This window comes from Bradyrhizobium ingae, from assembly GCF_055791185.1.
In genome coordinates, this window is record NZ_JBVUBB010000010.1 from 167,102 (window position 1) to 190,202 (window position 23,101).

The 23,101-nt window shown below is 58.5% G+C and carries 17 protein-coding genes, 1 pseudogene and 1 riboswitch; of the genes and pseudogenes, 11 read left to right on the top strand and 7 right to left on the bottom strand.

Annotation, left to right across the window (positions count from 1 at the left end; genetic code table 11):
* Positions 1 to 101 precede the first annotated feature (101 nt).
* Entirely contained in the window at positions 102 to 410 is a 309-nt protein-coding gene (locus ACV1FX_RS17635) for a hypothetical protein (RefSeq protein ID WP_473118805.1), read from the top strand.
* A 317-nt stretch (positions 411 to 727) separates the two neighbouring features.
* On the opposite strand, the gene ACV1FX_RS17640 is transcribed toward ACV1FX_RS17635, so the two are convergent.
* Entirely contained in the window at positions 728 to 880 is a 153-nt protein-coding gene (locus ACV1FX_RS17640; protein ID WP_473118806.1) for a hypothetical protein, read from the bottom strand.
* Positions 881 to 1,005: 125 nt separating this feature from the next.
* On the opposite strand from ACV1FX_RS17640, the gene ACV1FX_RS17645 reads away from it, so the two are divergent.
* Positions 1,006 to 1,200: a hypothetical protein gene (locus ACV1FX_RS17645; protein WP_473118807.1), complete on the top strand. Its 195-nt coding sequence runs from the start codon at positions 1,006 to 1,008 to the stop codon at positions 1,198 to 1,200.
* 415 nt (positions 1,201 to 1,615) lie between these two features.
* Here the strand turns inward: ACV1FX_RS17645 and ACV1FX_RS17650 are convergent, their stop codons facing one another.
* Entirely contained in the window at positions 1,616 to 1,831 is a 216-nt protein-coding gene (locus tag ACV1FX_RS17650; RefSeq protein WP_473118808.1) for a hypothetical protein, read from the bottom strand.
* Between the two features lie 320 nt (positions 1,832 to 2,151).
* Complete coding sequence (locus ACV1FX_RS17655; RefSeq protein WP_473118809.1) at positions 2,152 to 3,234, bottom strand: hypothetical protein; 1,083 nt, start codon at positions 3,232 to 3,234, stop codon at positions 2,152 to 2,154.
* On the opposite strand from ACV1FX_RS17655, the gene ACV1FX_RS17660 reads away from it, so the two are divergent.
* The 3 genes from ACV1FX_RS17660 (at position 3,221) to ACV1FX_RS17670 (ending at position 4,944) form a co-directional block, all read left to right on the top strand.
* Positions 3,221 to 3,553 carry a hypothetical protein gene (locus tag ACV1FX_RS17660; RefSeq protein WP_473118810.1) on the top strand — a complete coding sequence of 111 codons (333 nt, stop codon included), beginning with the start codon at positions 3,221 to 3,223 and terminating at the stop codon, positions 3,551 to 3,553. The genes ACV1FX_RS17655 and ACV1FX_RS17660 overlap by 14 nt on opposite strands.
* Positions 3,554 to 3,660: 107 nt before the next feature.
* Positions 3,661 to 4,596 carry a hypothetical protein gene (locus ACV1FX_RS17665; RefSeq protein ID WP_473118811.1) on the top strand — a complete coding sequence of 312 codons (936 nt, stop codon included), beginning with the start codon at positions 3,661 to 3,663 and terminating at the stop codon, positions 4,594 to 4,596.
* A 12-nt stretch (positions 4,597 to 4,608) separates the two neighbouring features.
* Positions 4,609 to 4,944, top strand: coding sequence for a hypothetical protein (locus tag ACV1FX_RS17670; protein ID WP_473118812.1), 336 nt, complete (start codon positions 4,609 to 4,611; stop codon positions 4,942 to 4,944).
* A gap of 616 nt (positions 4,945 to 5,560) precedes the next feature.
* On the opposite strand, the gene phnY is transcribed toward ACV1FX_RS17670, so the two are convergent.
* The 3 genes from phnY to ACV1FX_RS17685 form a co-directional block, all read right to left on the bottom strand.
* Positions 5,561 to 7,003, bottom strand: coding sequence for a phosphonoacetaldehyde dehydrogenase (phnY, locus tag ACV1FX_RS17675; RefSeq protein WP_473118842.1), 1,443 nt, complete (start codon positions 7,001 to 7,003; stop codon positions 5,561 to 5,563).
* Positions 7,004 to 7,139: 136 nt separating this feature from the next.
* Entirely contained in the window at positions 7,140 to 8,300 is a 1,161-nt protein-coding gene (aepY, locus tag ACV1FX_RS17680) for a phosphonopyruvate decarboxylase (RefSeq protein ID WP_473118813.1), read from the bottom strand.
* Positions 8,301 to 8,370: 70 nt separating this feature from the next.
* Positions 8,371 to 9,447, bottom strand: a complete 1,077-nt coding sequence (locus tag ACV1FX_RS17685) for a methyltransferase (protein ID WP_473118814.1) — start codon at positions 9,445 to 9,447, stop codon at positions 8,371 to 8,373.
* 402 nt (positions 9,448 to 9,849) lie between these two features.
* Here ACV1FX_RS17685 and ACV1FX_RS17690 point away from each other — a divergent pair.
* The 5 genes and pseudogenes from ACV1FX_RS17690 to ACV1FX_RS17710 all read left to right on the top strand — a co-directional run.
* Positions 9,850 to 10,728, top strand: a pseudogene (locus ACV1FX_RS17690) (SidA/IucD/PvdA family monooxygenase); the annotation flags it as partial.
* 101 nt (positions 10,729 to 10,829) lie between these two features.
* Complete coding sequence (locus ACV1FX_RS17695; protein ID WP_473118815.1) at positions 10,830 to 13,250, top strand: CaiB/BaiF CoA-transferase family protein; 2,421 nt, start codon at positions 10,830 to 10,832, stop codon at positions 13,248 to 13,250.
* 632 nt (positions 13,251 to 13,882) lie between these two features.
* A complete protein-coding gene (locus tag ACV1FX_RS17700) occupies positions 13,883 to 14,806 on the top strand; it encodes a 3-hydroxyacyl-CoA dehydrogenase (RefSeq protein ID WP_473118816.1) in 924 nt (307 codons plus the stop codon).
* Between the two features lie 437 nt (positions 14,807 to 15,243).
* The gene (locus ACV1FX_RS17705) at positions 15,244 to 16,137 is read left to right on the top strand and encodes a beta-keto acid cleavage family enzyme (RefSeq protein WP_473118817.1); all 894 of its coding nucleotides are present in this window, start codon (positions 15,244 to 15,246) and stop codon (positions 16,135 to 16,137) included.
* Between the two features lie 225 nt (positions 16,138 to 16,362).
* Positions 16,363 to 17,721, top strand: coding sequence for an MFS transporter (locus ACV1FX_RS17710; protein WP_473118818.1), 1,359 nt, complete (start codon positions 16,363 to 16,365; stop codon positions 17,719 to 17,721).
* A 317-nt stretch (positions 17,722 to 18,038) separates the two neighbouring features.
* Here the strand turns inward: ACV1FX_RS17710 and metE are convergent, their stop codons facing one another.
* Positions 18,039 to 20,369 carry a 5-methyltetrahydropteroyltriglutamate--homocysteine S-methyltransferase gene (gene metE, locus ACV1FX_RS17715; RefSeq protein WP_473118819.1) on the bottom strand — a complete coding sequence of 777 codons (2,331 nt, stop codon included), beginning with the start codon at positions 20,367 to 20,369 and terminating at the stop codon, positions 18,039 to 18,041.
* A 104-nt stretch (positions 20,370 to 20,473) separates the two neighbouring features.
* Positions 20,474 to 20,698: riboswitch (cobalamin riboswitch) on the bottom strand.
* Positions 20,699 to 21,230: 532 nt separating this feature from the next.
* On the opposite strand from metE, the gene ACV1FX_RS17720 reads away from it, so the two are divergent.
* Positions 21,231 to 22,160: a TauD/TfdA dioxygenase family protein gene (locus tag ACV1FX_RS17720; protein WP_473118820.1), complete on the top strand. Its 930-nt coding sequence runs from the start codon at positions 21,231 to 21,233 to the stop codon at positions 22,158 to 22,160.
* The last annotated feature ends 941 nt before the right edge of the window (positions 22,161 to 23,101 follow it).

Below are 23,101 nucleotides of genomic sequence, written 5' to 3' on the forward strand. Positions count from 1 at the left end.
AACACTAACTCCGCCTTGTCGGCGCGGCGGAACGCCATTCTTGTTAGAGCGATCCAGATGATGGATTGCAGTGCGGCTCGCACTCAAACTGGAAGTGAAATGTGACGATTATCCTAGTCCTGCTAGGGAGCGCAATCATCGGACTGGCGACGGGCCTGTTCTTTCGGGTCTGGGCTATGGTGGTAGTGTCTCCGGCGATCGCGATCCTCGCCGCGATCATTCTTCAGGCCTCCGACTTTGGCTTCTTCGCTGGGGTGTCCGTCGTCACCGGATGCCTGGTCGTCAGCCAGATCGCCTACCTGCTGGCAGCAGCGCTCCACCTGCATAAGGGGGACATCTCAGTTCAGGACGAAGCCTACGGTGACCCAGGCGAACACTGCCATCAGGACGTCCGCGACAAGCACCAGTAGCGCAAGGCCCGTCCAGGACGGCAGCTTTCGGCGCAACCGGAGGGTTTTTCGCCGTGTCAGCAGACGGCCCCGTAAGAACGGAGGTACGTACCTGACAGCAATGGCAGCCGCACTTTTTTGAAACACCATGGATCTCATTGCGGCACACCTTTCAATGCTACTGGTCGGTTTGCCGTTTCATCAGCAAGAGCAGTGCCAGTGCGGAGCATGCGCGGCAGCGGCACGGCGAAGGCGCGGAATGACAGCGTTGGAAGTGTGGCACGGAACCTGCGGTCAACGTGGCACGGGCGGTGCCTCCGTTAGGGCATGTGGCGCTTTCACCGGAAGCGCTTGCGGTTTTGACGCTGAATATCCAGATGCGCCATGTCATCGGGCATAATCTTGGCGTCGCGGATGCAGCTTTCGCTGAGCGCGCCGCTGATGCTCGCCTGGGCGAGACCGTGCCACTTGTCGGTGCTGACATCCTGCAATTTGCGGAAATCGGCCAGATGGTCGTAAATGGCATAGACGCGTGGCTGGCGAACGGCTCACCACCGCCCGTCGAGAATCCGACGACCAACCGGCCGTGGCGCCGCGTGCAAGGGAGCCTACTGCCATGAAGATTGGCGAGTTGGGACGGCTCGCGGTCAACATTGGGCTATGGATCGCTAAGGAGTCGACCCACGGCTATAGCGATTTCATACCCGAGAATGAGTTGATCGCCGCGTTTCCAGATGCGCCGATTGATGAATTGGGTTTTGCCCTAGCCGAGCTATCAACGGTGATTTCATCAACACGATCCCGTTTATAGCAAAGCAGCTGCCGAGCATGAAAGCAATGCCGGCCTCTACACTACGTTCGACCCCTATGCCTTGAAGACCGATCCCGCTGCTGATGTCGTGACCCTCGTCGACATGGCCCTCAAAGAAGGAAACTATCGGGGTTGAGGAATTGTATAAGGAAACGGGCTGGCCGCTCCGGCACTTTAATCCAGCTTTTGCTATCTCATTTCGCAGCTTCCGGTGCAGCAAGAAGAAATCGACAGGAAAGACACATCCAGCAGACCGCAAGCGGTGGATGCACTTTCTCGTTCTCGCACGTCAAGGCGGGCGCGATCTTGGCGCGGACTTTCTGGCGCGCTGGCTCGTCGAGGCCGAGGGTTGGAACGTCGAGTCTGCCTATGATTTGGCCACAGCCGGCTTGCCGTTCTGGTAGCGCCGCGCAATTTACACCAGCAACTCCCGCTGACGCGCGTCACGTTGCGCTTTGAAAGCAGCGACGAAGATCTCAAGGCCGGCCGAGGTTAAACCGTTCTCAGTGACCAGACCCAGCCGCATAAGGTTGACCGTCTCGATTAGGCTGTCACCATGCGTGGAACCCCCGCCGAACAGCTTGATGACAATTCTCTGCTCCCTGCGAGTTAGCTTGTTCCAGAGCGTCAAGTCGGGCATCCCAACGCCTCACGCGAATCGCTGCACTGATGGATTAGCCGATCGCCCAGAGGCGAAATCGTGGCAGCGGCCTCAACGCTGTGAGCGGAGACTGCGTTTTTTGTAGATGCCCTGATGGTACCGAGCTCGTGAGGCGGGCGATGATGATCGTGCACGGAGCCGATCCGCCCTAGAAAATGCGAGTTCGCTTGCGCCTGTTACGTCGCCGACGCTCGATCGCCAACACCTTGGGCGCGAGCCGACTGGTGTGGGCGGGAAATGGCGCAAATGCGTAGAAGGTCCCGGCGAGGAGCACGCCGGGGCCTTTTCGTTTAACGCTGATGGCCCAGTCCAACTCCAAGGCTGCGAGCCTTCTGTCTCAACGAGCCTTCGGCTCGCTTCTTCACAGCCTCGCGGGCGTCACCGCCGCAAGCTTGCATTGCCTGATCGGCTGCCGCGTCTAACATCGCAGCGTCCGAAAGCAGATTCGGCGCGGGCCCGGGTCTGTCATCCAGGCCGGCGCGCCCGCCGGCGATCCGATCTCGATGAAAGAGGCGTCTTGCCGGCCGCCGAAGGTGCTGTCCTTCGGTCTCAGTCGCCAGGGTCTCGCCCGCCCGGTAGGCTGCGGCGGCGACAGCCGACCGGCCGTCTCTCCGGCTGACGTTCTTGACGCGCAAGTGGTAGATGGCCACGGACGCGTCACTCAGCACGGTTGAAGCGCGCCCCCTCTCGGGACGCGCCGGCGTCCAGGGGGCCTGGCACTTGTCCGTTTTCCCCAACGCGGCGCGCGTTAGCCGCAAACCAGCGGAACGCATCGTCCCCACTTCCAGAAATACGATGCGTACTTGTTGGCGGCGATGCGTAAGTGAGCCGTTCTTGCAGGAAACCTGCAAAATGCTGGCACACTGCTGGTTGTTTGACCAGATTGATAGGGGTAGGCTCAGCTCAGGGTTGTGGGCGTAGTGTTGAGTAGTTTGTTCAACTTCTCGAGGGAGCTGAGCATCTTCCGCTTGGCTGGCAGTTTGGGCTGGAAGCTCGCTCGCCATGTCAAGGCGGAGCGGTTTCGCCAGCGCGTTGCGCAGAAATACGACGTCAAGACTGCCGAAGCGGTCGCCGCTGCGATCACCTCCGGCCGCAGCCATCAGGCCACCCTTGATCGGGACGAGACTGCAGAGCGCGAGAGGCTCCTGATCCAGCCACCGCCGCTGCATGGGTCGGCTACCTGGCCGGACGCTGCTGACGTAGGACGCTTCTTCAAAGGACGTGACCACTTCGACAGCCCCTCGTCCATTCTGCTCGGGACCTTTCAGGATGGCGGCGCGCGTAAACCGGCAAGGTTCGTACACTGGGACGGCGAAGGACACCTTCTGACCGTCGCTACCACCCCGGGCGCCGAATTCGGTGACGACGATCATCCCGAACCTGCTGCGCTACCGCGGAAGTGTTGTTGTGCTCGATCCGAGGGGCGAGCTCTGCCACCGACCTCGGCCTGGCGGGCAAAGCACGTGGGGCCGGTCGACCGGATCGCGCCGCTCGATGACGGGTCGGACCCGACCACCTATCATTTTTCCCAGAGACGGGTTTAATCCCCTCGCACGCATTCGGTCCCAGCATCAGGCGCGCGGTTTGGCACAGCTGATGTTTCCGCGCGACCCGAAGGAGAAGGATCTGCGATCGGGGACTATTAGATCTCAATTCGAAGCGGGCCGTCGAGGGGGCGGCCAGGTTACTTGATACAAATTGTTTATTGTGGGGGGATTTGGATGGGCCTACATACAAGGGGCAATCGCTTATGCTTGGTTGCCGTACTACTCTTCTTGAGCGGATGCTCTATTCACCCGGTGACGGACGACGTCGCGCACATTTCAGCCTCCAATATTGCGAGACAGGTTCGCTGTGAGGCCCGGCAGGCGGTCATTGACGCATTGCTTGGCTATCTCGCTAGCCCGGACAACAACATAAATAAAAACAAGCTCGACGACTACTCGTTCGCAGTAGGCAACGAGCTGAAGCGAGCTTATGACCTGGATCACGAGTCAATCAGAGCGTTTGACCCGTCGCAGGTAACGGGCTTCGCGCGCACTGTGACCAAGCTCCTCTACAGCACTGGCATTGCTTACTATTACGATTTGACGGGCCTCGAGACGAATAACATAGATCCGGCCGTGGATTTGATCAGGCCGACACCTATTACGTCACTTGTGACCCTCGGCCTTACCGGCAATTTTGACCGGCAAAGGCAGAATGAGTGGTCATTTACGATCACGGACAATTTCGGAAACCTTGTTCAAAAGACCAGTGAAAGCTACTGCACGAACCATTTGGTTCGAACCGAGGATTTCGTCTACCCGATCGCGGGCAAGGTTGGCCTCGCCAAGCTGATTAAAGAATTCACTTTGATGAGCCTGTTCGAGAATCTCGATCAGCTCAACAAAGACGTGGCGACGGTGAAAAAGGGGCCGCCGAGCATGGTTCAGCAACTTCAATTCACCACGACCATCGGTGGTGGCGCATCGCCCAAGATCGTTTTCGCGCCAAAAGGGCCGGCGTTCCAAACCACCGACGTGAGCTTTCCGGTTACGATTTCGCGCAAGGATACCCATCAACTGACCGTGGGACTGTATCTGGACAAGGGCGAGGCAAAGACGCTCGAAGCCGTCCGTGGCCCGATTTACGAGGGTTCGCTCATCACCGCTTCAGGCGGACGAGCCGAGCAAGGTGCGGCGCGGGCGGTTCAGCAATTCTTGGCACTGAAAATCTTTAGACCGACACCATAGAGGGAGGGTTACATGGCGACAGTTAAGAAAACCAAACGGTCACCGAAGGCACGCAAAGTCAGCAAGAAAGCCGCCGCTGCTAAGCCTGCGCGCGCGGGTGGCACTCACGTCGACTTTGGCTTGCATGGCTTGGGTAAAATCATGAGTGCCATTCACGAGGCTGGATTGGGAGAGGCCCTCAGCAACCACCTTGAGTCTTCCGGGCAATTCGTCAAGGTGCGCCGGAAAAGCCTGACAGCTATCAAGGACTTTGTGAATTCGAAGCCACAATTGTCGGGGTTGGCTGAGACGATCGGAGGATGTGATTGTCCGCCGGATGATCCCGGTTGCGTCTATATTCCCGGATAGTGGCCGGCAATGTGCTGACAACATCCACGAACGAAGCCGGGCCGCGAAGCGGCCCGGTCCGATTGACGGGTGAGCTAACCCGTGGAGCTAGAGTTCGACCCGATGCGCCTGCGTTCCTAACCTTTACATCGTAGCCGCCTTATCCAGGGCTCGGAAGGCACGGCGCTCGTTGATGCGTGGGTGCCGTCCGGGGGCGCGCCGGGCCCTATTTCTTCTTGCTAACCTTTCGGGTCTTCTTAGCGGACCCCGAGCGCTTCGGCGGCGGACGCACGCTGACATGGTGCCTCGTGTCGCCTTTTTTTTCGGACTTCTTGCTCATGCCGATGCTCGTAAGCGTCACAACAGGCTACCAAAGGGGGCGGCTGGAGAATTCTCTGGCTTTCGAGGCGGTCGCGATCGACGAGCAGGGTGAGCCGGTGCGCATCGTCGCTCCAGATCCGCGGGTTGCCCGAGACCGGGGCTTGAGCGGCGCGCAATGCGTCTGCACACGCTGTTCGTTAAGGACTTTGGGCCCCCACCCGGCGTGCGATGGACTCCGACGTTCAGCCCGTCCCTTAAGATAAGGATGCAATAGGGCGATTCCTCCGCCTTCGGCGCCAGCCAAAAAGCATTTGGTCTAGACCGGCCATGGAAGCGAGTAGGTCTTCAACTGCGTGAAGCTGCGCATCGCTTCCAGCACGCCCTCCTTGTGCCCGAGTCCGGACTGCTTGATTCCCCCGAATGGGGTCAATTCGGTGCGATATCCGGGAACTTCCCACACGTTGACGCAGCCAACGGCGAGACCGTCGATGAGCTTTGTCACATGATCGAGCCGGTTGGAGCAGACTCCGGCAGAAAGTCCGAACTTGGTCGCGTTGGCGATCGATATGATCTGATCAACATCGTTCGGACAACGGATGATCGGCAGCACAGGTCCGAATGTTTCTTCAATAACAAGCTCGGATGTTGGTGAGACATGGTCCAACAGGGTGGGCGGATAAAATGCGCCGTCAGGTACGTTGCCGAGCAATAGAGTAGCACCAGCATCGACGGCATCGGTAACGCGCCGAGCAATCAGTTCGGCCGCTTCTTGATTGATGACGGTACCGATGTCAACCGATGGATCACTCGGATCGCCGGTCGAGAGCTTCCGCATGTGATGGAGCGCCCGCTCGGCAAATTCGTCGGCAATAGAGTCAACCACGAGTGCCCGCTTGACGGCTGTACATCGTTGACCCGAATTCTTGATCGCTCCTTGAACAGCCAGATGCGCCGCCCGATCGACATCGGCATCTTCAAGCACAATGATCGGATCGTTTCCACCGAGCTCCAAGACGAGCTTCCGGTAACCGGCCCGTTCCGCAATATGATGCCCAGCGCGAATGGAGCCGGTAAATGTCACCAGCTCCGCATCGGGATCGGTGAACATCGCATCTCCCAAGCCGTGGGGGGCCCCTGTCACGATCGAGAGCATACCCTCCGGAAGGCCCTGCTCGTACAGAATCCTGCCAAGCGCCAGAGCAGTCAACGGCGCCCGCTCAGACGGCTTCAGGACCACGCGGTTGTTCGTCGCAATGGCGGGAGCGAGTTTATGGCTGACGAGATTGAGGGGATGGTTAAACGGCGTGATAGCGGAGATCGCACCGGCGAGCGGTGTGCGCATGGAAAAAATGCGCCGATCATGGGGTGTTACGCCAATGTCAGATGGATAAATCTCGCCCTCGCTCTGGATCAAGGTGTGGGCAGCAAATGACCAGACATCGCATGCACGCCCGGTTTCATGCAAGGAGTCCTTCAGGCAGAGGCCGGTTTCTGCCGTGATTAGCCGAGCAAACCGGTCTTGATCTCTTCTAACGGCGCTTGCCGTCCCCAGGAGGATATCCGTTCGTTCGCGGCGCGTGAGCCGAAGATGAGTCCGCGCAGCTATCTCAAATGCTTGGCGTGCATGCTCCGGTCTGGCCTGCGGGACGCTGCCAAGAAGCATTCCTGTGAATGGATTGCGGACTTCGATACTCGCGTCCGAGTGGGCAGGCGCGCCCGCGATGAGCATTGGATGATAGTCTTGATCGTTATCGTGCATGCCATAACTCGATTGGTTGCGCCTATTTAAGATCCGAGATAGGTCTCGCGTTGCTTCGAAGTCGCTTGTTGCCCATAACAACCCGGTTCCCCCTCCAAACAGAGCGATGAAAATCAGCATGCGTCCGACCATAGAACTATGACACCCGTCCCTTTTTGCCGGTGGTCGCGGGCTCTTTACGGCGAATGCCGACACAGCGCTGAAAGATAGTTTTGTTCTGTAGGGGAGAATATCGACTCGTGACGCGGGGAAGCTGAGGGGGATGGAGGCGGTTGACTTTGCAAACCACGAAGTGAGGCCCCTTACGCTGAGAGCATTGCCGCATGATAGTCGCGATATGCTCGGCTCGCTCACAACGGGTAGCCGTTCGATACCCGCAGGCGGACGCGACAACTTCAAGAGACGTCGTTCGTGATGTCGAGAGCTGACCGCCTGTCGAAACATACCCTTCGTTGTCCAGCACCACATGCATGAGATTTTGGGGGCCGGCATAGCCAATAGTCGATAGAATCCCCATGTGCATGAGCACGCCACCGTCTCCATCCAATGCCAGGACGGGGCGGGCAGGCGAGGCCAGCGCGAGCCCTGCCGCGACTGCGCTGCAATGGCCAAGGGAGCCCTGCATGTAGAAATTCAGAGGACGATCTTGGATACGGAACAGCTCACGCGAGATGAACCCGGTCGTAGAGACAATGAGAGTGTCGTTTTGGAGCTGCTGGCAAATCAACTCTATGGCTTGCCCGACACTGAGCCCGTAGTGGATTGCATCAGCTTGTGGTTCAGCCGCGCTGCAGTCGGAAAGCTGGCCTTGCCGAAAGAGCAATGCAAACGGCGCAGCGCGATGAAATTCATCGTTGCCGCGCGCGAGCGCGTGATCCAAGCCGGACTCGGTCCCATCGAAGTCACACCATTTAATGGAGAGCTCGTTCAAGAGAGTTCTTGTCTTGGCACCCATGATCGCGTGTTGTGGCTCGTCGACAGATTCGTCGGGGTGGCCGCGAACGGACACGAGGAGCAAGAGCGGAATTTTGTTGACCATCAACAGAGATGTCAGCGGGTTGATGATATTGCCGAGCCCAGAGTTTTGAAGCGCAACGACGCCTCGCTGTCCTGAGAGAACCGCGCCAGCAGCTAGCGCAATTGCGCTGCCTTCATTGGCCGCAGGCACGGTCAGGAATCCAGGAGAGTCAGCCACTTGGTCAAATAGATCGCCAAAGATGGAACACGGTACCCCCGAAAAAATGCTGTACCCAGCCGCGCGGATCTTCGACAACAGAACGCGGGTCGGAATAGACATGTCGTGCTCACGCGATTGATGAGAGGAGCGGCGGAGTAAGTCTCTCCCCAAAGCGGTAGAGTCATAAGCGTCAGGCGAACTTTTTCGCGACGATGAGGCTGCGATTGCAGATGGATTTGTGGTAGTCGACTTCCTGGAAGCCGGTACTCTCCAGCATGGTCCGCATGTCCTCGAAGGAGTAACAGCAGCCCTCATACCCCGTCGTAAGCAGCACGGAGTATTCTGCCTCGGCAGCCGGAGACGGGTGGCCCCCGCGGTCGTCAGGGTGGCAGCTGTAAATTGCGATGCGACCGCCGCAAGTAATGCTGTCGAAAGACTTGCTCAGGAGCAGTTGGACCTTGTCAGGTCCCCAATTGTGAAGGACGTGCGAATAGAGGTGCAGGCTAGCATCCCGGGGCAGGGGGTCGACGAACATGTCTCCAGCTATGACATGGGCACGACCCGGGTATAAATTGCGGTCAGTGAGACAGCTCCTTGCAAGTTGATCAACCGGCGGACGCTCAAAGATCGTTACCGAGAGTGAAGAATAGCGCATCAACAAATGCGCAGAATAGACGCCTGATCCACCACCTACATCGAGCAAAGAAGTATCGTTCGTGCAGTCAAGCAGCTTCGCGAGGTGCGGAGCAAAGATCCGTCCGCGTTCCTCCATGCCGCGTGTGTTCAGATCGGCAAACTCATCCGTCTGCATCAATGCGTCCCAGGTCTTGGTTACGCCGCGCTCGACGTGCCAGGTGTCCGAACCGTCCTGTCGCAGGATCTCATAAAGTTCCCGGACAGAAGGCTTATACTTCATCGTTGCAACATACGAGCCGATGTTGTCCGCGGAATTGCCACTCAGATACTGAACGGCGCTGGCCGTTGCGTGCAGCCGGCCGGATTGGTTGGAGATGAGGCCCCACGATTCGAGGAGTCGAACCATGGTCCGCGTTGGCCGCTCCCGAAGAGAGAAATGGAGTCGCAGTTCCTCCTCGGTTACCGGGTGACCATCCAGGTAAGTAAAGAGATCAAGCCATGAGACTGCGGCGATATAGAGATCCGCGGCATACGAGCTGTCGCGCCACTTGATAATTTGTGAGATATCGGGAGGGCAGCCAGAGGCGGCTTCAGAGATATGGGCGCGTGACGTCAGTGCAGAGGATTGCATTGCCGCAAGTCCTTAGAAGGATTTGTAACTGTGGATGAGCTATTGCTGAATTTTGGCTAGCCAAGTCCGACGTTCAGCTAGCGATCAGTGACACACGTGCGTCATTTAGATCAATTGCTAGTATTGGTAGTTGATCTTTCGCAAACTCTTGCATCCCGCACGATGTTGTAGAAGTGGCGGCCAAGCTCCGAAAATCACAAGCTACTCATGCGAGCCCCCTTAACTCCTTCTCACCAACAATCGTAAGGCTCGACAATTCATATCCGCGGGCACGTTTGGATATGCCTACAATCAATCGCGGACGTCTGGTCGTTGTCTTTGCGCTTGCCTATCGCAGCCGGTGGTACTGGTACGATACTTGCTGTTCTCCTCGCCAGGTCTCGAAAGCGCGCAGGAGGAGAAATGAACCGGACCAGGATCGGGGCCAATGGTGGAAATGGCGTGCATGCGACAGCGAAATGCGACGCCGTTGTCATCGGTGCCGGCGTCGCCTCTCGGCGCCCATGTGTCTTTCCCGGGCAGGAGACATTCAAAGGCCAGGTGTTTCATACGGCGCGATGGCCGCAGCAACAGATCGATCTTGCTGGCAAGCGTGTGGACGTGGTCGGTATCGGAGCGACGGGCATCCAAGTGATCCAGACGATTGCGCAAGAAGTTGGCCATCTCAAGGTGCTCGTCCGCACGCCGCAATACATCATCCCTATGAACAATCCCAAATACGCAGCCGCAGACGTCGAAGCCTACAAGTCAAAGTTCAAAGCGCTTGCCGAGCGGCTGCCGCATACGTTCACGGGCTTCGAATACGATGTTGAGCACGCCTGGGCCGATCTGTCCCCGCAACGGCGCCGCAAGGTGATCGAAGACTGCTGGAACGACGGTTCTGTGAAGTTGTGGATTTCGTCCTTCATTGAGCGAACGGGCGCTTTGATCCGCATCGACATCCGCGGTCGCGATGGACGATCATTGAAGGAGGAGTGGGGCAGAGACATCCGGACCACTATGGGCTTGCAGGTGCACGGATATCCCAATCTCTTCACGACCGCGTGCCGCTTGCTCCATCGGCTGGGCTTTGCAACATGACCACCTGCCTGCAGCATCAGGTCGAGTGGATGTCCGGATGCATCAGCTATCTCCGTTGCAAGAACTTGAACGTGATTGAACCGACCAAAGAGGTGGAGGATCAATGGGGTAGCGCATCATGTTGCCAACGAGATGTTAATCGCCAAGACCAATTCCTGGTACTTGGGATCGAATGTCGAAGGGAAACCGCGCAGGGCTTTACCATGCACTAGCTACACACTTAAGCCGAAACCGCCGCTAGCAATTGCGAGATTCGAGAAATCCCCGTTGATGGCGATGTTTTTGATTGGGAGAATGGAGCCGTGACGGGAGTATTATCAGATCTGCGGGTTGTCGAGATTGGCAGTGCGGCGGCAACTAGCTATTGCGCGCGATTGTTCGCCGACTTCGGTGCGGATGTTCAGAAGATCGAGCCGCCGGCGGGCGATCCACTTCGCTATTTCGCGCCGCTCACTCCAATGGGCCAGAGCGCTTGGTTCGCGTTCCTGAACTTTAATAAGTCAAGTACGATCATCGATCCCGCTGCCCCGAATGCGGTCGCGCGGCTGACTGCAATGATCGAGAATTGCGACATTCTAATCGACGGCAGGGACATTGATCCGGCGGATTGCCCGTCCATTGACGTCGCTGCGATCCGCCAATGGCGATCCAGATTGATCTACCTCCAGGCGAGCTGGTTCGGCCGCGCGGGTCCTTATGCAGGATTTGCCGCAACCGATACGACGATCCGCGCGCTCGCCGGCCTCATCAAGCTGGTTGGACCGGTCGAGGGGCCACCATTGCACGCACCGGATTTCCAGACTGGTATCCTCGGTGGCCTGTGGGGGTTCATCGCCGTAGCTTCTTCGGCGGTTGCGCAAATCGAGGGCGAAGCAGGGCCGTCGTGGTCGGTCAGTATCTTCGAATCGAGTCTCGCCATCAGCGAGTATCTCATGTTCGAGGCGTTTGCGCGCGGCGAGGTCGTGCATCGGATTGGTATTAACCGCTTCTGGCCGGTTTTCCCGGGCGGCATTTACGAAACCAAGAAAGGCTGGCTCGGCGTGACGACATTCACGCCGGCGCAGTGGCGCGCATTCTGCGACATGCTCGGCCTGTCCGGTCTGCGCGATAGTCCGGCGCTGGTCCTTGGCGAAGAGCGTCTGAAGCACATCGAGAGGATCGAACGACAGTTCGTGCCGAGGCTGAAGGCACGGACAGCGCAGGAGTGGTTTGCAGAGGGACTGAAGCGCAAGATCCCGATCGTGCCGGTGCCCGACACGTCTGATCTTCTCCTCGATACCGAGAAAAGGGCGCGCGGCGCAATCGTGCCTGTCGTCCTTGGCCAAGAAGAGGGCAGGACCGCTGGGTCGATGCAGCGGCTGACATTGACGCCGCCGCGCCGCGGAGGCAAGGTTCCGGCGCTCGGCGAGCAGCAAAGTTTCGCGGAAAGCCGAAAGCAGGGATCCTTGGCTGCGTCGCGGACGCCCAGGAGCATCGGTGCCGGACGACAGCCCTTGCGTGGGGTTCGCGTCATTGACTTCACGATGGGCTGGGCAGGCCCGTTGTGCACGCGCACCCTGGCTGATCTTGGTGCGGACGTCATCAAGATCGAGTCCACCCAGTACCCGGATTGGTGGCGCGGTGTTGACCGGCGGCCCGCGTACGTGGACGCTCAGATGTATGAAAGGGCGCAAGCCTTCTGCATCATGAACCGCAACAAACGCGGCATCACGCTTGACCTCACGCAGCGCCAAGGCCTTGCTCTTGCCAAGCGTCTTTTGGTGGGGGCCGACGTTGTCGTAGACAATTATTCTGTTGATGTGCTGCCGAAACTCGGGCTTGGCTACGATGTGCTCCGAACGCTCAATCCTCGACTTGTCATGTTGTCCATGTCAGCGTTTGGCGCGAAAAGCCTCTATCGCGATTGTCGTGCCTACGGCTCCACCTTGGAGCAGGGTTCTGGGATGCCGAACGTAGTCGGAAGCGCCGATGGGCCACCCGTGATGAGCCACGTCGCCTTTGGGGATGCCGTTGGTGGGTTGAACGGTTGTGCTGCGGTTCTGGTCGCGCTCTTTCACGCCCGCAATACCGGGCTGGGACAGTTCATCGACCTTGCCCAGATCGAATGCATGATGCCGTTTGCGGCGCCGTGGATCACTGTTCACTCGATCGGCGGTATGCCTCCGCCAAGGTACGGTACTCGACATCCCCAGTTCGTGCCGCATGGCTGCTTCCGCTGCGCGGGTGAGGACAGCTGGGTCATGGTAGCCGCAAGTGACGAGAACATGTGGCAAAGGCTTGCCATTTTCATTGGACGGTCAGACTGGGCGATAGACGCCTCGCTGAGATCTGCAGAAGCTCGCCGCGGCATTGAAGACGAAATAGAGAGGGCCATCGAAGCCTGGACGATTACCCGCGATGCGGATCAGGCCATGTCAGAGTTGCAGGCGGAACGAATTGCAGCCGGCGTGGCCCGACAGCCAACTGACCTGCTCAAGGACCCACATCTCAGGTCGCGCGCATTTCTACAGGATATCGAACGAGCCTTCATTGGCTTGCACCCACAGCCCTCAATACCGATCCGCGACGGCCCACTGCCCTTTACGATCCGCACGGCGGCGCCAACGCTCGGAGAGCACAACACCGAGATCCTATCAGAACTTCTCGGGCTTTCCGACACGGAGATCGCGCAATTGGCGTTGGAAGGCATCATCGGGACGTCGATGGTCTCCGAGGGAAACTAGCAAATGCAAACGACCTGTCGTGAACCTGGTAGATCGGCCGCCGATTTTGTTTCCGAAGTCTTATGAAAAGGCACAAGGCACAGCATGCCAGGGGCGGATAGTCGTCGACGTGACCTCGACCGGAGACTGAATGCGAGTTTAATGCAGGATCGACACCTGATCGGATAGGGGGGGCGATCCAAACCCGTAACAAGGTTACTCCTGAATCTCTTGCTCTGAGCCTTCCGCGCCGCTTATCGCACTGCAGGAGTTGGAACAATGCATCCGATGCGTACTGCCCCAAAGAGCTTTTCGCGCCAATTTCGTGTTCGCAGGATTTGAAGCGGGCGACGACATCTCGTTCTGACGGCAGGCACGCCTGCGCGATGACCAGCGATAGATCCCATCCCAGCTATGTCCTTGCGACCTAATGGTCTGGCAATTGGCCCAGCTCTTGCTCCACGTCCTACCGCCACCGTGAGGCTCCGCCGTCGGAATTATCCGCCGTAGAGCATTCCGATGCGAGATGCTCTCAGTGTGTCAAACGACTGATAAATCGAAAGCGCGACCTCACTTATCGGTGAGAGCTGGATTCACATCGCTATGCGGCTTCGGACGCTATCTCGCCTCAAGCACATGGGAGGGAGAATGGCATGACCGACGCTAATGCGACCGACACGAAACTCTCGCCCGACCGGGACTTCTCAACCCGTCGACGACTATTCTTTCTCGAAGTAAGCACCAACCGTATTCAAGCGATGAATCCGGATGGTTCCGGTAGAAAGGTTATTGTCGCCGATTGTCAGCTTCCTGACGGAATCGCCATCGATGTCAACAATAGTCACATCTATTGGACCAACATGGGGGTCGGTGTCGCCATCAACGATGGTTCGATCGAGCGCGCAAATATCGATGGAAGCGCTCGCAAAGTCATCGTTCCGCCCGGCGTCACGTTCACACCGAAGCAGATCCAGATCGACCAGAAAGGCGGCAAGCTCTACTGGTGTGACCGCGAAGGGATGCAGGTTTTGCGGTGCAATCTCGACGGCTCTGAGATAGAGACGCTGATCGAGGCAGGCCGCGGTGACATGGACCGGCGCGACCCGACCAGGTGGTGCATCGGCGTCACGATCGACACCGAGCGCCGCAAGATCTACTGGTCGCAAAAAGGTCCTGAGAATGCCGGCCGGGGCCGAATCTTCCGCGCCGACATTGACATCCCCAGGGGTGAACACCCGGCAAACCGCTCCGACATCGAGGTGCTGTTCAATGGCTTGCCGGAGCCGATTCACCTTGAATTCGATCTGGCGAACCGCGTGCTCTATTGGACCGACCGCGGTGATCCTCCGCGTGGCAACACAGTCAATCGCGCGCGTGTCGACATAAGGACGGAGCCTGAGATCCTGATCACGCACCTGATGGAGGGTATCGGCATCGCGCTCGACGTTGCCGGCAACCAGATGTTCGTCACAGACCTCGCCGGTTCGATCTATTCCGCCGATCTCGATGGAAAGAACAAACGCAATCTCCTTTGGTCTCAGGGAAATTTCACCGGCATCGGGTATGCCGAAATATAACCATCGAGGAATTGAAATGACCGGAAACAAGCCGATTTCGGCAACGCGCCGTCGTCGGCACCAACCTGTTGGCACGAGCTGGACGGCGCTGTTTGCCACAAGAGCACAGATCGTCGCAAACGCCATGGCACTGAAGGCAGAAGGCACGCTGAGGCAGTTCGCGGCGTCCGACGCTCAAGCGGTTGGGCCTCGCGTCCGAAGCGCCGCTCTCGACCCGCAAAGTTCTCGACCTCACTTGCATAAGGTGCCGACGGCACCGTTCTCGTCCGGAACAACGAGCCCGAACGGCTCAAACGACCGGGATGAACGCCAGGTGTTGGAGGCCTCGACTTGCCGCAGAGGTCACTTGCCTGGACGTCTAGCGTCAAGCCGTTCTTGAGCGAAGTGGTCAGATCCGCCCATAAGTGACTTCAGCAGTCTATGTCAGGAGACGAAGTATGAACTTTGAGCGCAAGGTTATTGTCACGATTGCGCCAACGGGAGGCGTGGTGAAAAAAGCTCAAAACCCGCACCTTCCGACCCAGCCCAGCGAGATCGCCGAGGATGTGTACAGGTGCTACGATGCGGGCGCATCTATTGTGGCATTGCATGCGCGCAGGCAGGACGATGGCGCGACCTGTAGTTCGGAGATCTACCAGGACATCAACTCCCGGATCCTGACAAAGTGCGGCATCATCATCAATAACAGCACGGGCGGGGGCATCGATGGAGATATGGTGCGATCCATAGGGCCCGGGCTCGATGAGGTTATATTCGAACAGCGTCTAAAAGGCTTCGAAGCCGGCGCTGACATGGCGACATTTGGCGCTCATACCGTTCTGGCCAGCTTTGGTGGCCGTGAGATTGTCGTTAACACCTCGCCCACCCGCTGCAACATCATGGCAAAACGATTCCAAAAGACGGGCGTCAAGCCTGAATGGGAATGTTTCTCTCTTTCTCATCTTCTCCAAGATCCGATACGTCTTATCAATAAAGGATTCGACAAGCCGCCCTATTGGATCAATTTCGTTCTTGGCGCCGATCGCGGAATCCAGGGGGGATTGCCGTACACTCCGCAGATTCTCGACATGCTCATCGGGAATCTTCCAAAAGGAGCGATGTTTTGCGTTAGCGGGGTCGGTCGAGCTCAGTTGCCGGCGACAACCCATGCGGTGCTCGCCGGCGGCCACGTTCGCGTCGGACTCGAAGACAATCTGTACCTCGAACCGGGTATACTTGCCACTAACGTGCGGCTCGTCGAGAGAACAGTAAGAATTATCCGAGAACTCGGGTACGAGCCCGCCACCGCAGTGGAAGCGCGCACGATGCTCGGGCTTGCGCCACGCAAATAGTCCGGTATCGACAATTCCCAATCGGAAGATGACTCGTTGATCCGATGACCGGCTCTCGACAGGTCCTGAGCATGAGCGCCAATCGTGCAAAGTGTTGTTGATCTTTGAAAATGAGCGATCGGCCACCGGTGGCAAAGATCCTCGAGTTTCAGCCTGGTATCGCCGCGCAGCTTCGGTCCTCGAAAAAGGACGTGTCGTCGGCGTCAAGTTGTAGGAGCAGAACGAGTGGTAGTCTCCGTTGCTGCCCAATGTCATGCCAACCATGAGGCGAGCTCTAACCTGGTCGCGAGCGCTGTTGCCAAAAACACGCGGCGGCTGGTGCCACTTTTGGGTCTTGCCTATCTCTTCAACAACCTTGACCGGACAAGCGTCGGCATCGCTGCACTGCAGATGAACGAAGCCATTGGCTTGAGCGCCTCGCAATTCGGCTGGGGCGCGGGGATCCTCTTCTTTGGTTACTGCATGCTGGAAGTTCCCAGCAACATGATGATGTATCGTTTCGGCGCGCGCCGCTGGCTCGCCCGCATCATGGTGACCTGGGGCCTTGCAGCCGCGGCGACGGCGTTCGCCGTTGGACCATACAGTTTCTACGTGATCCGCTTCCTTCTGGGTGTGTTTGAAGCAGGCTTCTTCCCCGGCGCCATTTGGTACATCTCAATTTGGTTTCCGGCGCGAACCCGAACGGGCGTTCTTGCCTGGTTCATGGCTGCAACACCGCTGTCCGCGTTGATCGGCAATCCAGTCTCGGCTTGGCTATTACAAATGGACGGGGTGTGGAGACTGGCCGGCTGGCAGTGGATGTTTTTGATCGAAGGCCTACCGGCCTGCCTGCTCGGGGTTCTATGCCTCGTCCTGCTTGCCGACACGCCGGACAAGGCCTCGTGGCTGACGCCCACCGAGCGTGATGCGTTGCTGAACGAGCTCGCAAGGGAGAAGGACAAGAAGGTCAAGAAGGTCAAGAAGGTCAAGAAGGTCAAGAAGGTCAAGAAGGATCTCTGGGCCGCGATGAAGGACGTCCGCGTACTCAAGTTGACGAGCGTCACTTTCGCATTCACGATCGGTTCTTATGGGATCGGCGTCTGGCTCCCCCTGATGCTAAAGAGCCACAACTTGAACAACACGCAGGTCGGTTGGCTCTCGGCCGTGCCCTATCTCTTTGTCACGATAGGCATGTTGTACTGGGCGCGACGTGTCGATCGTAAGGGGTACAGGATCTACAACCTGATCGCCGCATTGATGCTTGGCGCGACCGGACTTGTCGTTTCGGTGATGCTCACCTCGCTCGTGTCGGCGCTCACATGCATGACGCTTGCTCTGATCGGCACGATCTCCGCGCGGACAATCCTCTACACGATGCCGCAGAGTTTCCTTATCGGCGCTGCTGCTGCCGGAGGCATCGCATTCATCAATTCTATCGGTGCCTTTGGCGCCTTCGTCGGCCCGTACATGGTTGGCGTTCTTAAGGATGCGACGGGATCCTTTGATATCGGTATGATAGCAATGGCATTCATCCTGGTTGTTGCAACCGGCATCGCCAGCAGCCTTAGACCGGTGGTTACGTATGGTGATGACTTTCCTTTCTGAGCGGGCCGCCTGAGTAGAGGCCGCTCCAACCAATCGTTAAGCCGCAGCGTAGCGCCTGCTGAACGACCGATTGGAAATCGCTGCTGCTTCTCACGTCGTCTGAAACAGTCCTCACCGGGATCCTGGCAGATGCAATTGGCCGCGCCCGCGCATCTCGCTGCCAAGCGACCCAGCGAGGCTGCAACGGGCGCGACCGGCTCACTCAGCGGAAATGCGAGTTGTCGGAGTTCCTCCATTGAAACGAGTGCATTTGATCCAGAAACGGATCGGCATTCCGCCAAATGAACGCAACTCTAACTACCGAGCTCGCGCTTGCATCAAGACGCCTTGCGAAGTTCGCGCGCCGCCGCGACCATGTTGGCGAGCGCCGGACGGACCTCCTCCCATTTGCGGGTCTTCAGGCCGCAATCAGGATTGATCCAGAGCTGCGAGTCCGACAGACGTTGGCGGGCCAAGGCGATGAGATCTCCGATCTCAGTGGCTTCGGGAACGCGCGGGGAGTGGATGTCATAGACGCCGGGGCCGATGTCGTTCGGGTATTTGAAGGCCGTGAACGCATCGAGCAGCTCCATCTTCGAACGCGACGTCTCGATCGAGATGACATCTGCGTCCATCGCGGCGATTGCATCGATGATGGCGTTGAACTCCGAATAGCACATGTGGGTGTGGATCTGCGTCGCATCTGCGACGCCGCAGGAGCAGATGTGGAAGCTTTCCACTGCCCAGTCGAGATAGGCCTTCCTGTCGGATCGGCGCAGCGGCAAGCCTTCGCGTAGCGCTGCCTCGTCGATCTGGATCATGGTCGCGCCGGCCTTTTCGAGGTCGCCGACCTCGTCGCGGATCGCAAGCGCGATCTGGCGGCAGGTCTCGCTGCGCGGTAGGTCATCGCGGACGAATGACCAGTTCAGGATCGTCACCGGCCCGGTGAGCATTGCTTTCATCGGTTTCTTGGTCAGCGATTGCGCGTAGCGCCACCATTCGACAGTCATGGGCTTCGGTCGCGAGACATCGCCGAACAGAACCGGCGGGCGGACGTAACGCGAGCCGTAGGACTGCACCCAGCCGTGTTGGGTGAACACGAAGCCGGAGAGCTGCTCGCCGAAGTACTGCACCATGTCGTTGCGCTCGAATTCGCCATGCACAAGCACGTCGAGGCCGATGTCTTCCTGCCACTGCACCGTACGGGCCGTCTCCGCCTTGAGGAATTGCTCGTATTGCGCGTCCGTCAGTTTGCCCTTGGCATGAGCAGCGCGAGCGTTGCGAACGTCGGCGGTCTGCGGGAACGAGCCGATCGTCGTCGTCGGAAAGGCCGGCAGACCAAAACGCTTGCGTTGGACCTCTGCGCGGTTGGCAAAGGCGCTGGTGCGGCGGCGCATGGCGTCGTCGATCGCCGCCATTCTCTGTGCAACGATCGCGTCGTGGATTTTCGGGGAGGTCTCGCGCGCCGTCGCCACAAGATCGGATGCGGTCAGCGCGGCTGCGACACTCGCCTCGCCTGCGAGCGCCTTCGCAAGGACCGTGAGCTCGCCGATCTTCTGCACCGAGAAGGCAAGCCAGCTCTTCACGTCCGGATCGAGATCGGTCTCGAGCTCAAGATCGATTGGGACATGCAGGAGCGAGCAGGAGGGCGCGAGCTGCACGCGATCCCTGCCGAACTTTGCAATGACGGGTTTGAACCGCTCGATCAGTGCCGATAGGTCAGAACGCCACACGTTGCGGCCATCGATGACGCCGAGCGAAACCACGAGGTCCGCGCGGGCGCCGCATTCAATCTGGCTCAATTGTTGGGGAGCGCGGATAAGATCGACGTGCAGTCCGGCCACAGGCAGCTCCAGAGCGGTCGCCAGGTTGTCGCCGATCGCCCCGAAATAGGTGGCCAGCATGATCTTGATGTCAGGCACTTCCTTGGCAAGACACCCATAAGCCCGCTGAAGCGCATTCCGCGTGGTCTCGTCGAGATCAAGCACCAGACACGGCTCGTCAAGCTGAACCCACTCGGCTCCGCGTTTCGCCAGCTCCTTGAGAACCTCGACATAGACTGGCAGGAGACTATCGAGCAGCGAGATCGGATCAAACGCCAGATCAGCGCTCTTGCCGAGCTTCAGGAAGGTGACCGGTCCTACCAGAACCGGACGCGTTTGATAGCCAAGGGCTTTCGCCTCCTCATATTCCTCGATCGGCTTTCGGGATGAGAGCCTGAAGGTCTGACCTTTATGGAATTCGGGCACCATGTAATGGTAGTTGGTATCGAACCACTTGGTCATCTCCTGCGCGGCGGACCCGCCGGCGTCATGGGGGTGACTGCTACTTGCTTCATGCTCCCCGCCTTGAGAGCCGCGCGCCATGGCGAAATAGGTCTTCAGCGGGACCGGACCTGCCTCCCAGCCATACGCCTCGGGAATGGCGCCCACCATGACGCTCGTATCGAGAACCTGATCATAGAGTGAAAAGTCATTCGAGGGGATGACGGTGACGCCAAGCGAGTGCTGGCGCGCCCAGTTGGCGACACGAAGACCGGCCGCAGCTTCAAGAAGCTGCCGGCTGCTGATCTTGCCGGCCCAGTAGCCTTCGAGTGCCAATTTGAGATCGCGGCGTGGCCCGATACGTGGCGTGCCGAGAGTTGCGACAGGAAGTGAGAGAAGAGACATAGCTTTAACCCCATTATGGTGGGGGCAAAGGCCATGGCGGACGCGGGCAGGAGGGGCCGCGAAAGCGCCTGCTGCTTGGCGTACCACCGGACACCCCGCCCGTGGACGTTTATGTTGTCGGGGCAGGTCTCCTGGCTCGCGGGTCATCGTCTGCATCCGGCCTTCCCGAAGCATCTGCTTCAGTGACACGTATGGATGCGGACTCGCCGCTTACAGTTGCGGGGGCAGCGCCGGCATTACTTCAATCCTGAACGGATCGTGAGCGCACCGGCTTCCCTCTTAGCTCCAGATCGAGCGAGACCTGGAGAACCTCGACGCCTTCGATTTATCTGCAACCGGGGCGGTACGTCAACCTCGAAGGAGGACCACCTTTTCTGCGGCATGCTGCCGCGAATACGGCCTCAACAATGGAGGTCATAAACGAACAGCTTGACGATGGGGTGCAAAATCAAATTTTGACCAGCGCCCCTGACGGCCATTGTTGTCGATCGGCTTGGCAGCCCTGTCCTTCCGATCTCAAGCGTTCTCATGTCGTTCCATGAGTTTCTTGTTCGTTCGGCACTGAGCGGCAATTTCTGCATCGATCGTCCAGCGAAGTCTAAACCTTTGTGCCCCGGTCAACTACCAATGTTAGCAATTGATCGAACCGGCAGATCGGTCAATCATGGGATGAAAGATCGTCACATAGGCCACACCTCACCTGTCGCAGACCCCGTTAAGAGCGCACGAGGGTGGCTCGTCGCCGTCACCGTGGAGTTTGACGGAACCCGCTATGCGGTCCAGCAATTTGGCGTTCGACAGCCCCTATCGCAGTCGAACAGCTGGTCTGGCGAACAAGCCGCGAATTTGGAGAGTGCCGCTATGATTGCAACGGGCTTGTCGGATAATGTCATTCCTCGCGCCGACATCGTCAAACGCGCCGCGCGCATCGGAGCGGAAATCCGAAACATCAAGCTGTCGGGCGATCTACCGGACCAGACGATCGCCGCAATCAACGAGCTGCTGCTCGAGAACAAGGTGATCTTCTTTCGCGACCAGGGTCATCTCGACGACGCCGAGCAGGAGCGCTTTGCTCTTCGTTTCGGAAGTCCGGCATGTCATCCGACGCTCGGTGCCATTAAGGGGACGGCGTCGATTATCGAGCTTGATTCGGTCCGCGCCGGCAGCCGGGCCGACCTGTGGCACACCGATGGGACCTTCGTCGATGGCTACCCTAAGATCGCGGTGCTGCGAGGCGTTGTGATGCCACCGTTCGGTGGCGATACGGTCTGGTCAAACACCGTCACAGCCTACCTCGACCTGGCACCGCCGCTGCAACGGCTTGCGGACAAGCTCTGGGCCGTTCACAGCAACGCCTTCGACTACGCAATAATGCCCCGCGCCAGCGAGCTCGACAAGAAGCACTTGGACGAAGTCTTCACCAAAACGATCTATCAGACTGAACATCCAGTCGTGCGCGTCCACCCCGAGACCGGCGAACGCACGCTGCTCCTCGGCGCCCTGGTGCAACGTTTTGTTGGCATCCCGAAATACGACGGCCAGAAGCTGTTTGATCTGTTTCAGTCTCATATCATTGCGCTCGAAAACACCGTGCGCTGGAGTTGGAAGGAAGGTGATGTGGCGATGTGGGACAATCGCGCCACACAACACTACGCGGTGAACGATTACGGCGATCAGCATCGGGTCGTTCGTCGCGCCACCGTCGCTGGCGAGGTACCCGTCAGCGTCGATGGTCAGAGCAGCGTAACGCGCATCAAGACAGCAAAAGAGCCGGCCGCGAAGGTCGCCTAGCCGGTTCACAGGACTGACCGGGGTCCGGCCGATGCAAACTCTGCCTTTGTCACCCATCCCTGTATGCAGCATCGGCAGCTCAACGATGTCATTGAAAGCCATCGTGCCAGCTCTTAACCCAAGAGCGGCATGGATTCCCGGAGAGGTCGCATCGGGTTGATGGAGCTGCGTAGACCTGCAATGAATGAACCGCAAGAACGTTGGTTTTGCCGCGTCAGCACAGGCGCTCTTCATTCGAAAGAATGTCCTCCTTTAGGTTCATGCGCGTCTCTCGATCGGTTTTCTTCCGCGTATTGGCCTCGACACTTGCCGAGCCGCCGCGCCTTCTGAACCAGAGTCAGCACGTTTCGTTGGTCTTGGGCGAAGCTCGAATGCCGTCCAATCCAGAGCGGTTCAGTAGATTGAATGTGTGTCGTCTATCCGCGCGAACTTATTGCGCGTCAGCAAAACCGGCTTGCCGCTCTGCAAGCGCTTCCGCGGTGGTCGATCCCATGTCTTTGCGAAGCACGCTATGAGCGGGAAAGCCAACCTCTTCCAGCGGGCGATCCGACGACTTCGTGGCGACCATGCCAAGAGCGTGCTTTGCGCGTCTCAGTGTCCGTAACGAGCCAGCGTCCTGAAATGGTTTTTACATCCACCTCTCGGAGCGGAATGCCCTGGAGAAGCGAGTATTCAATCGAACGCGCTGTCCGTTGGAAATTGAGCACGCGAATCGATAAGCAGCGCCTAAGCCCCGGTCACCTACCAACTTTGGCAATTGATGCAGCCGGCGGGCACATGGCAATCGTGCGTCAACGAGAGTGGTGCCCCTCACGTCAAGGACGTCGGGATGCGATATGGATCTGGCCGCAACAACGACGGGCCTGATGAATCTGCTGCCTCGTCATCTGCAGCCATGGGGTCTACTTCTACTGCAATCTCTCTCGTTTCATGGAAGTCGA

Excerpts from the sequence above, each read along its gene's own strand:
- ACV1FX_RS17645 (WP_473118807.1), top strand. The coding sequence starts at position 1,006 with ATGAAGATTGGCGAGTTGGGACGGCTCGCGGTCAACATTGGGCTATGG.
- ACV1FX_RS17655 (WP_473118809.1), bottom strand. The coding sequence starts at position 3,234 with ATGATCGTCGTCACCGAATTCGGCGCCCGGGGTGGTAGCGACGGTCAG.
- ACV1FX_RS17670 (WP_473118812.1), top strand. The coding sequence starts at position 4,609 with ATGGCGACAGTTAAGAAAACCAAACGGTCACCGAAGGCACGCAAAGTC.
- phnY (WP_473118842.1), bottom strand. The coding sequence starts at position 7,003 with ATGCACGATAACGATCAAGACTATCATCCAATGCTCATCGCGGGCGCG.
- aepY (WP_473118813.1), bottom strand. The coding sequence starts at position 8,300 with ATGTCTATTCCGACCCGCGTTCTGTTGTCGAAGATCCGCGCGGCTGGG.
- ACV1FX_RS17685 (WP_473118814.1), bottom strand. The coding sequence starts at position 9,447 with ATGCAATCCTCTGCACTGACGTCACGCGCCCATATCTCTGAAGCCGCC.
- ACV1FX_RS17700 (WP_473118816.1), top strand. The coding sequence starts at position 13,883 with ATGACCGACGCTAATGCGACCGACACGAAACTCTCGCCCGACCGGGAC.
- ACV1FX_RS17705 (WP_473118817.1), top strand. The coding sequence starts at position 15,244 with ATGAACTTTGAGCGCAAGGTTATTGTCACGATTGCGCCAACGGGAGGC.
- metE (WP_473118819.1), bottom strand. The coding sequence starts at position 20,369 with ATGTCTCTTCTCTCACTTCCTGTCGCAACTCTCGGCACGCCACGTATC.
- ACV1FX_RS17720 (WP_473118820.1), top strand. The coding sequence starts at position 21,231 with ATGATTGCAACGGGCTTGTCGGATAATGTCATTCCTCGCGCCGACATC.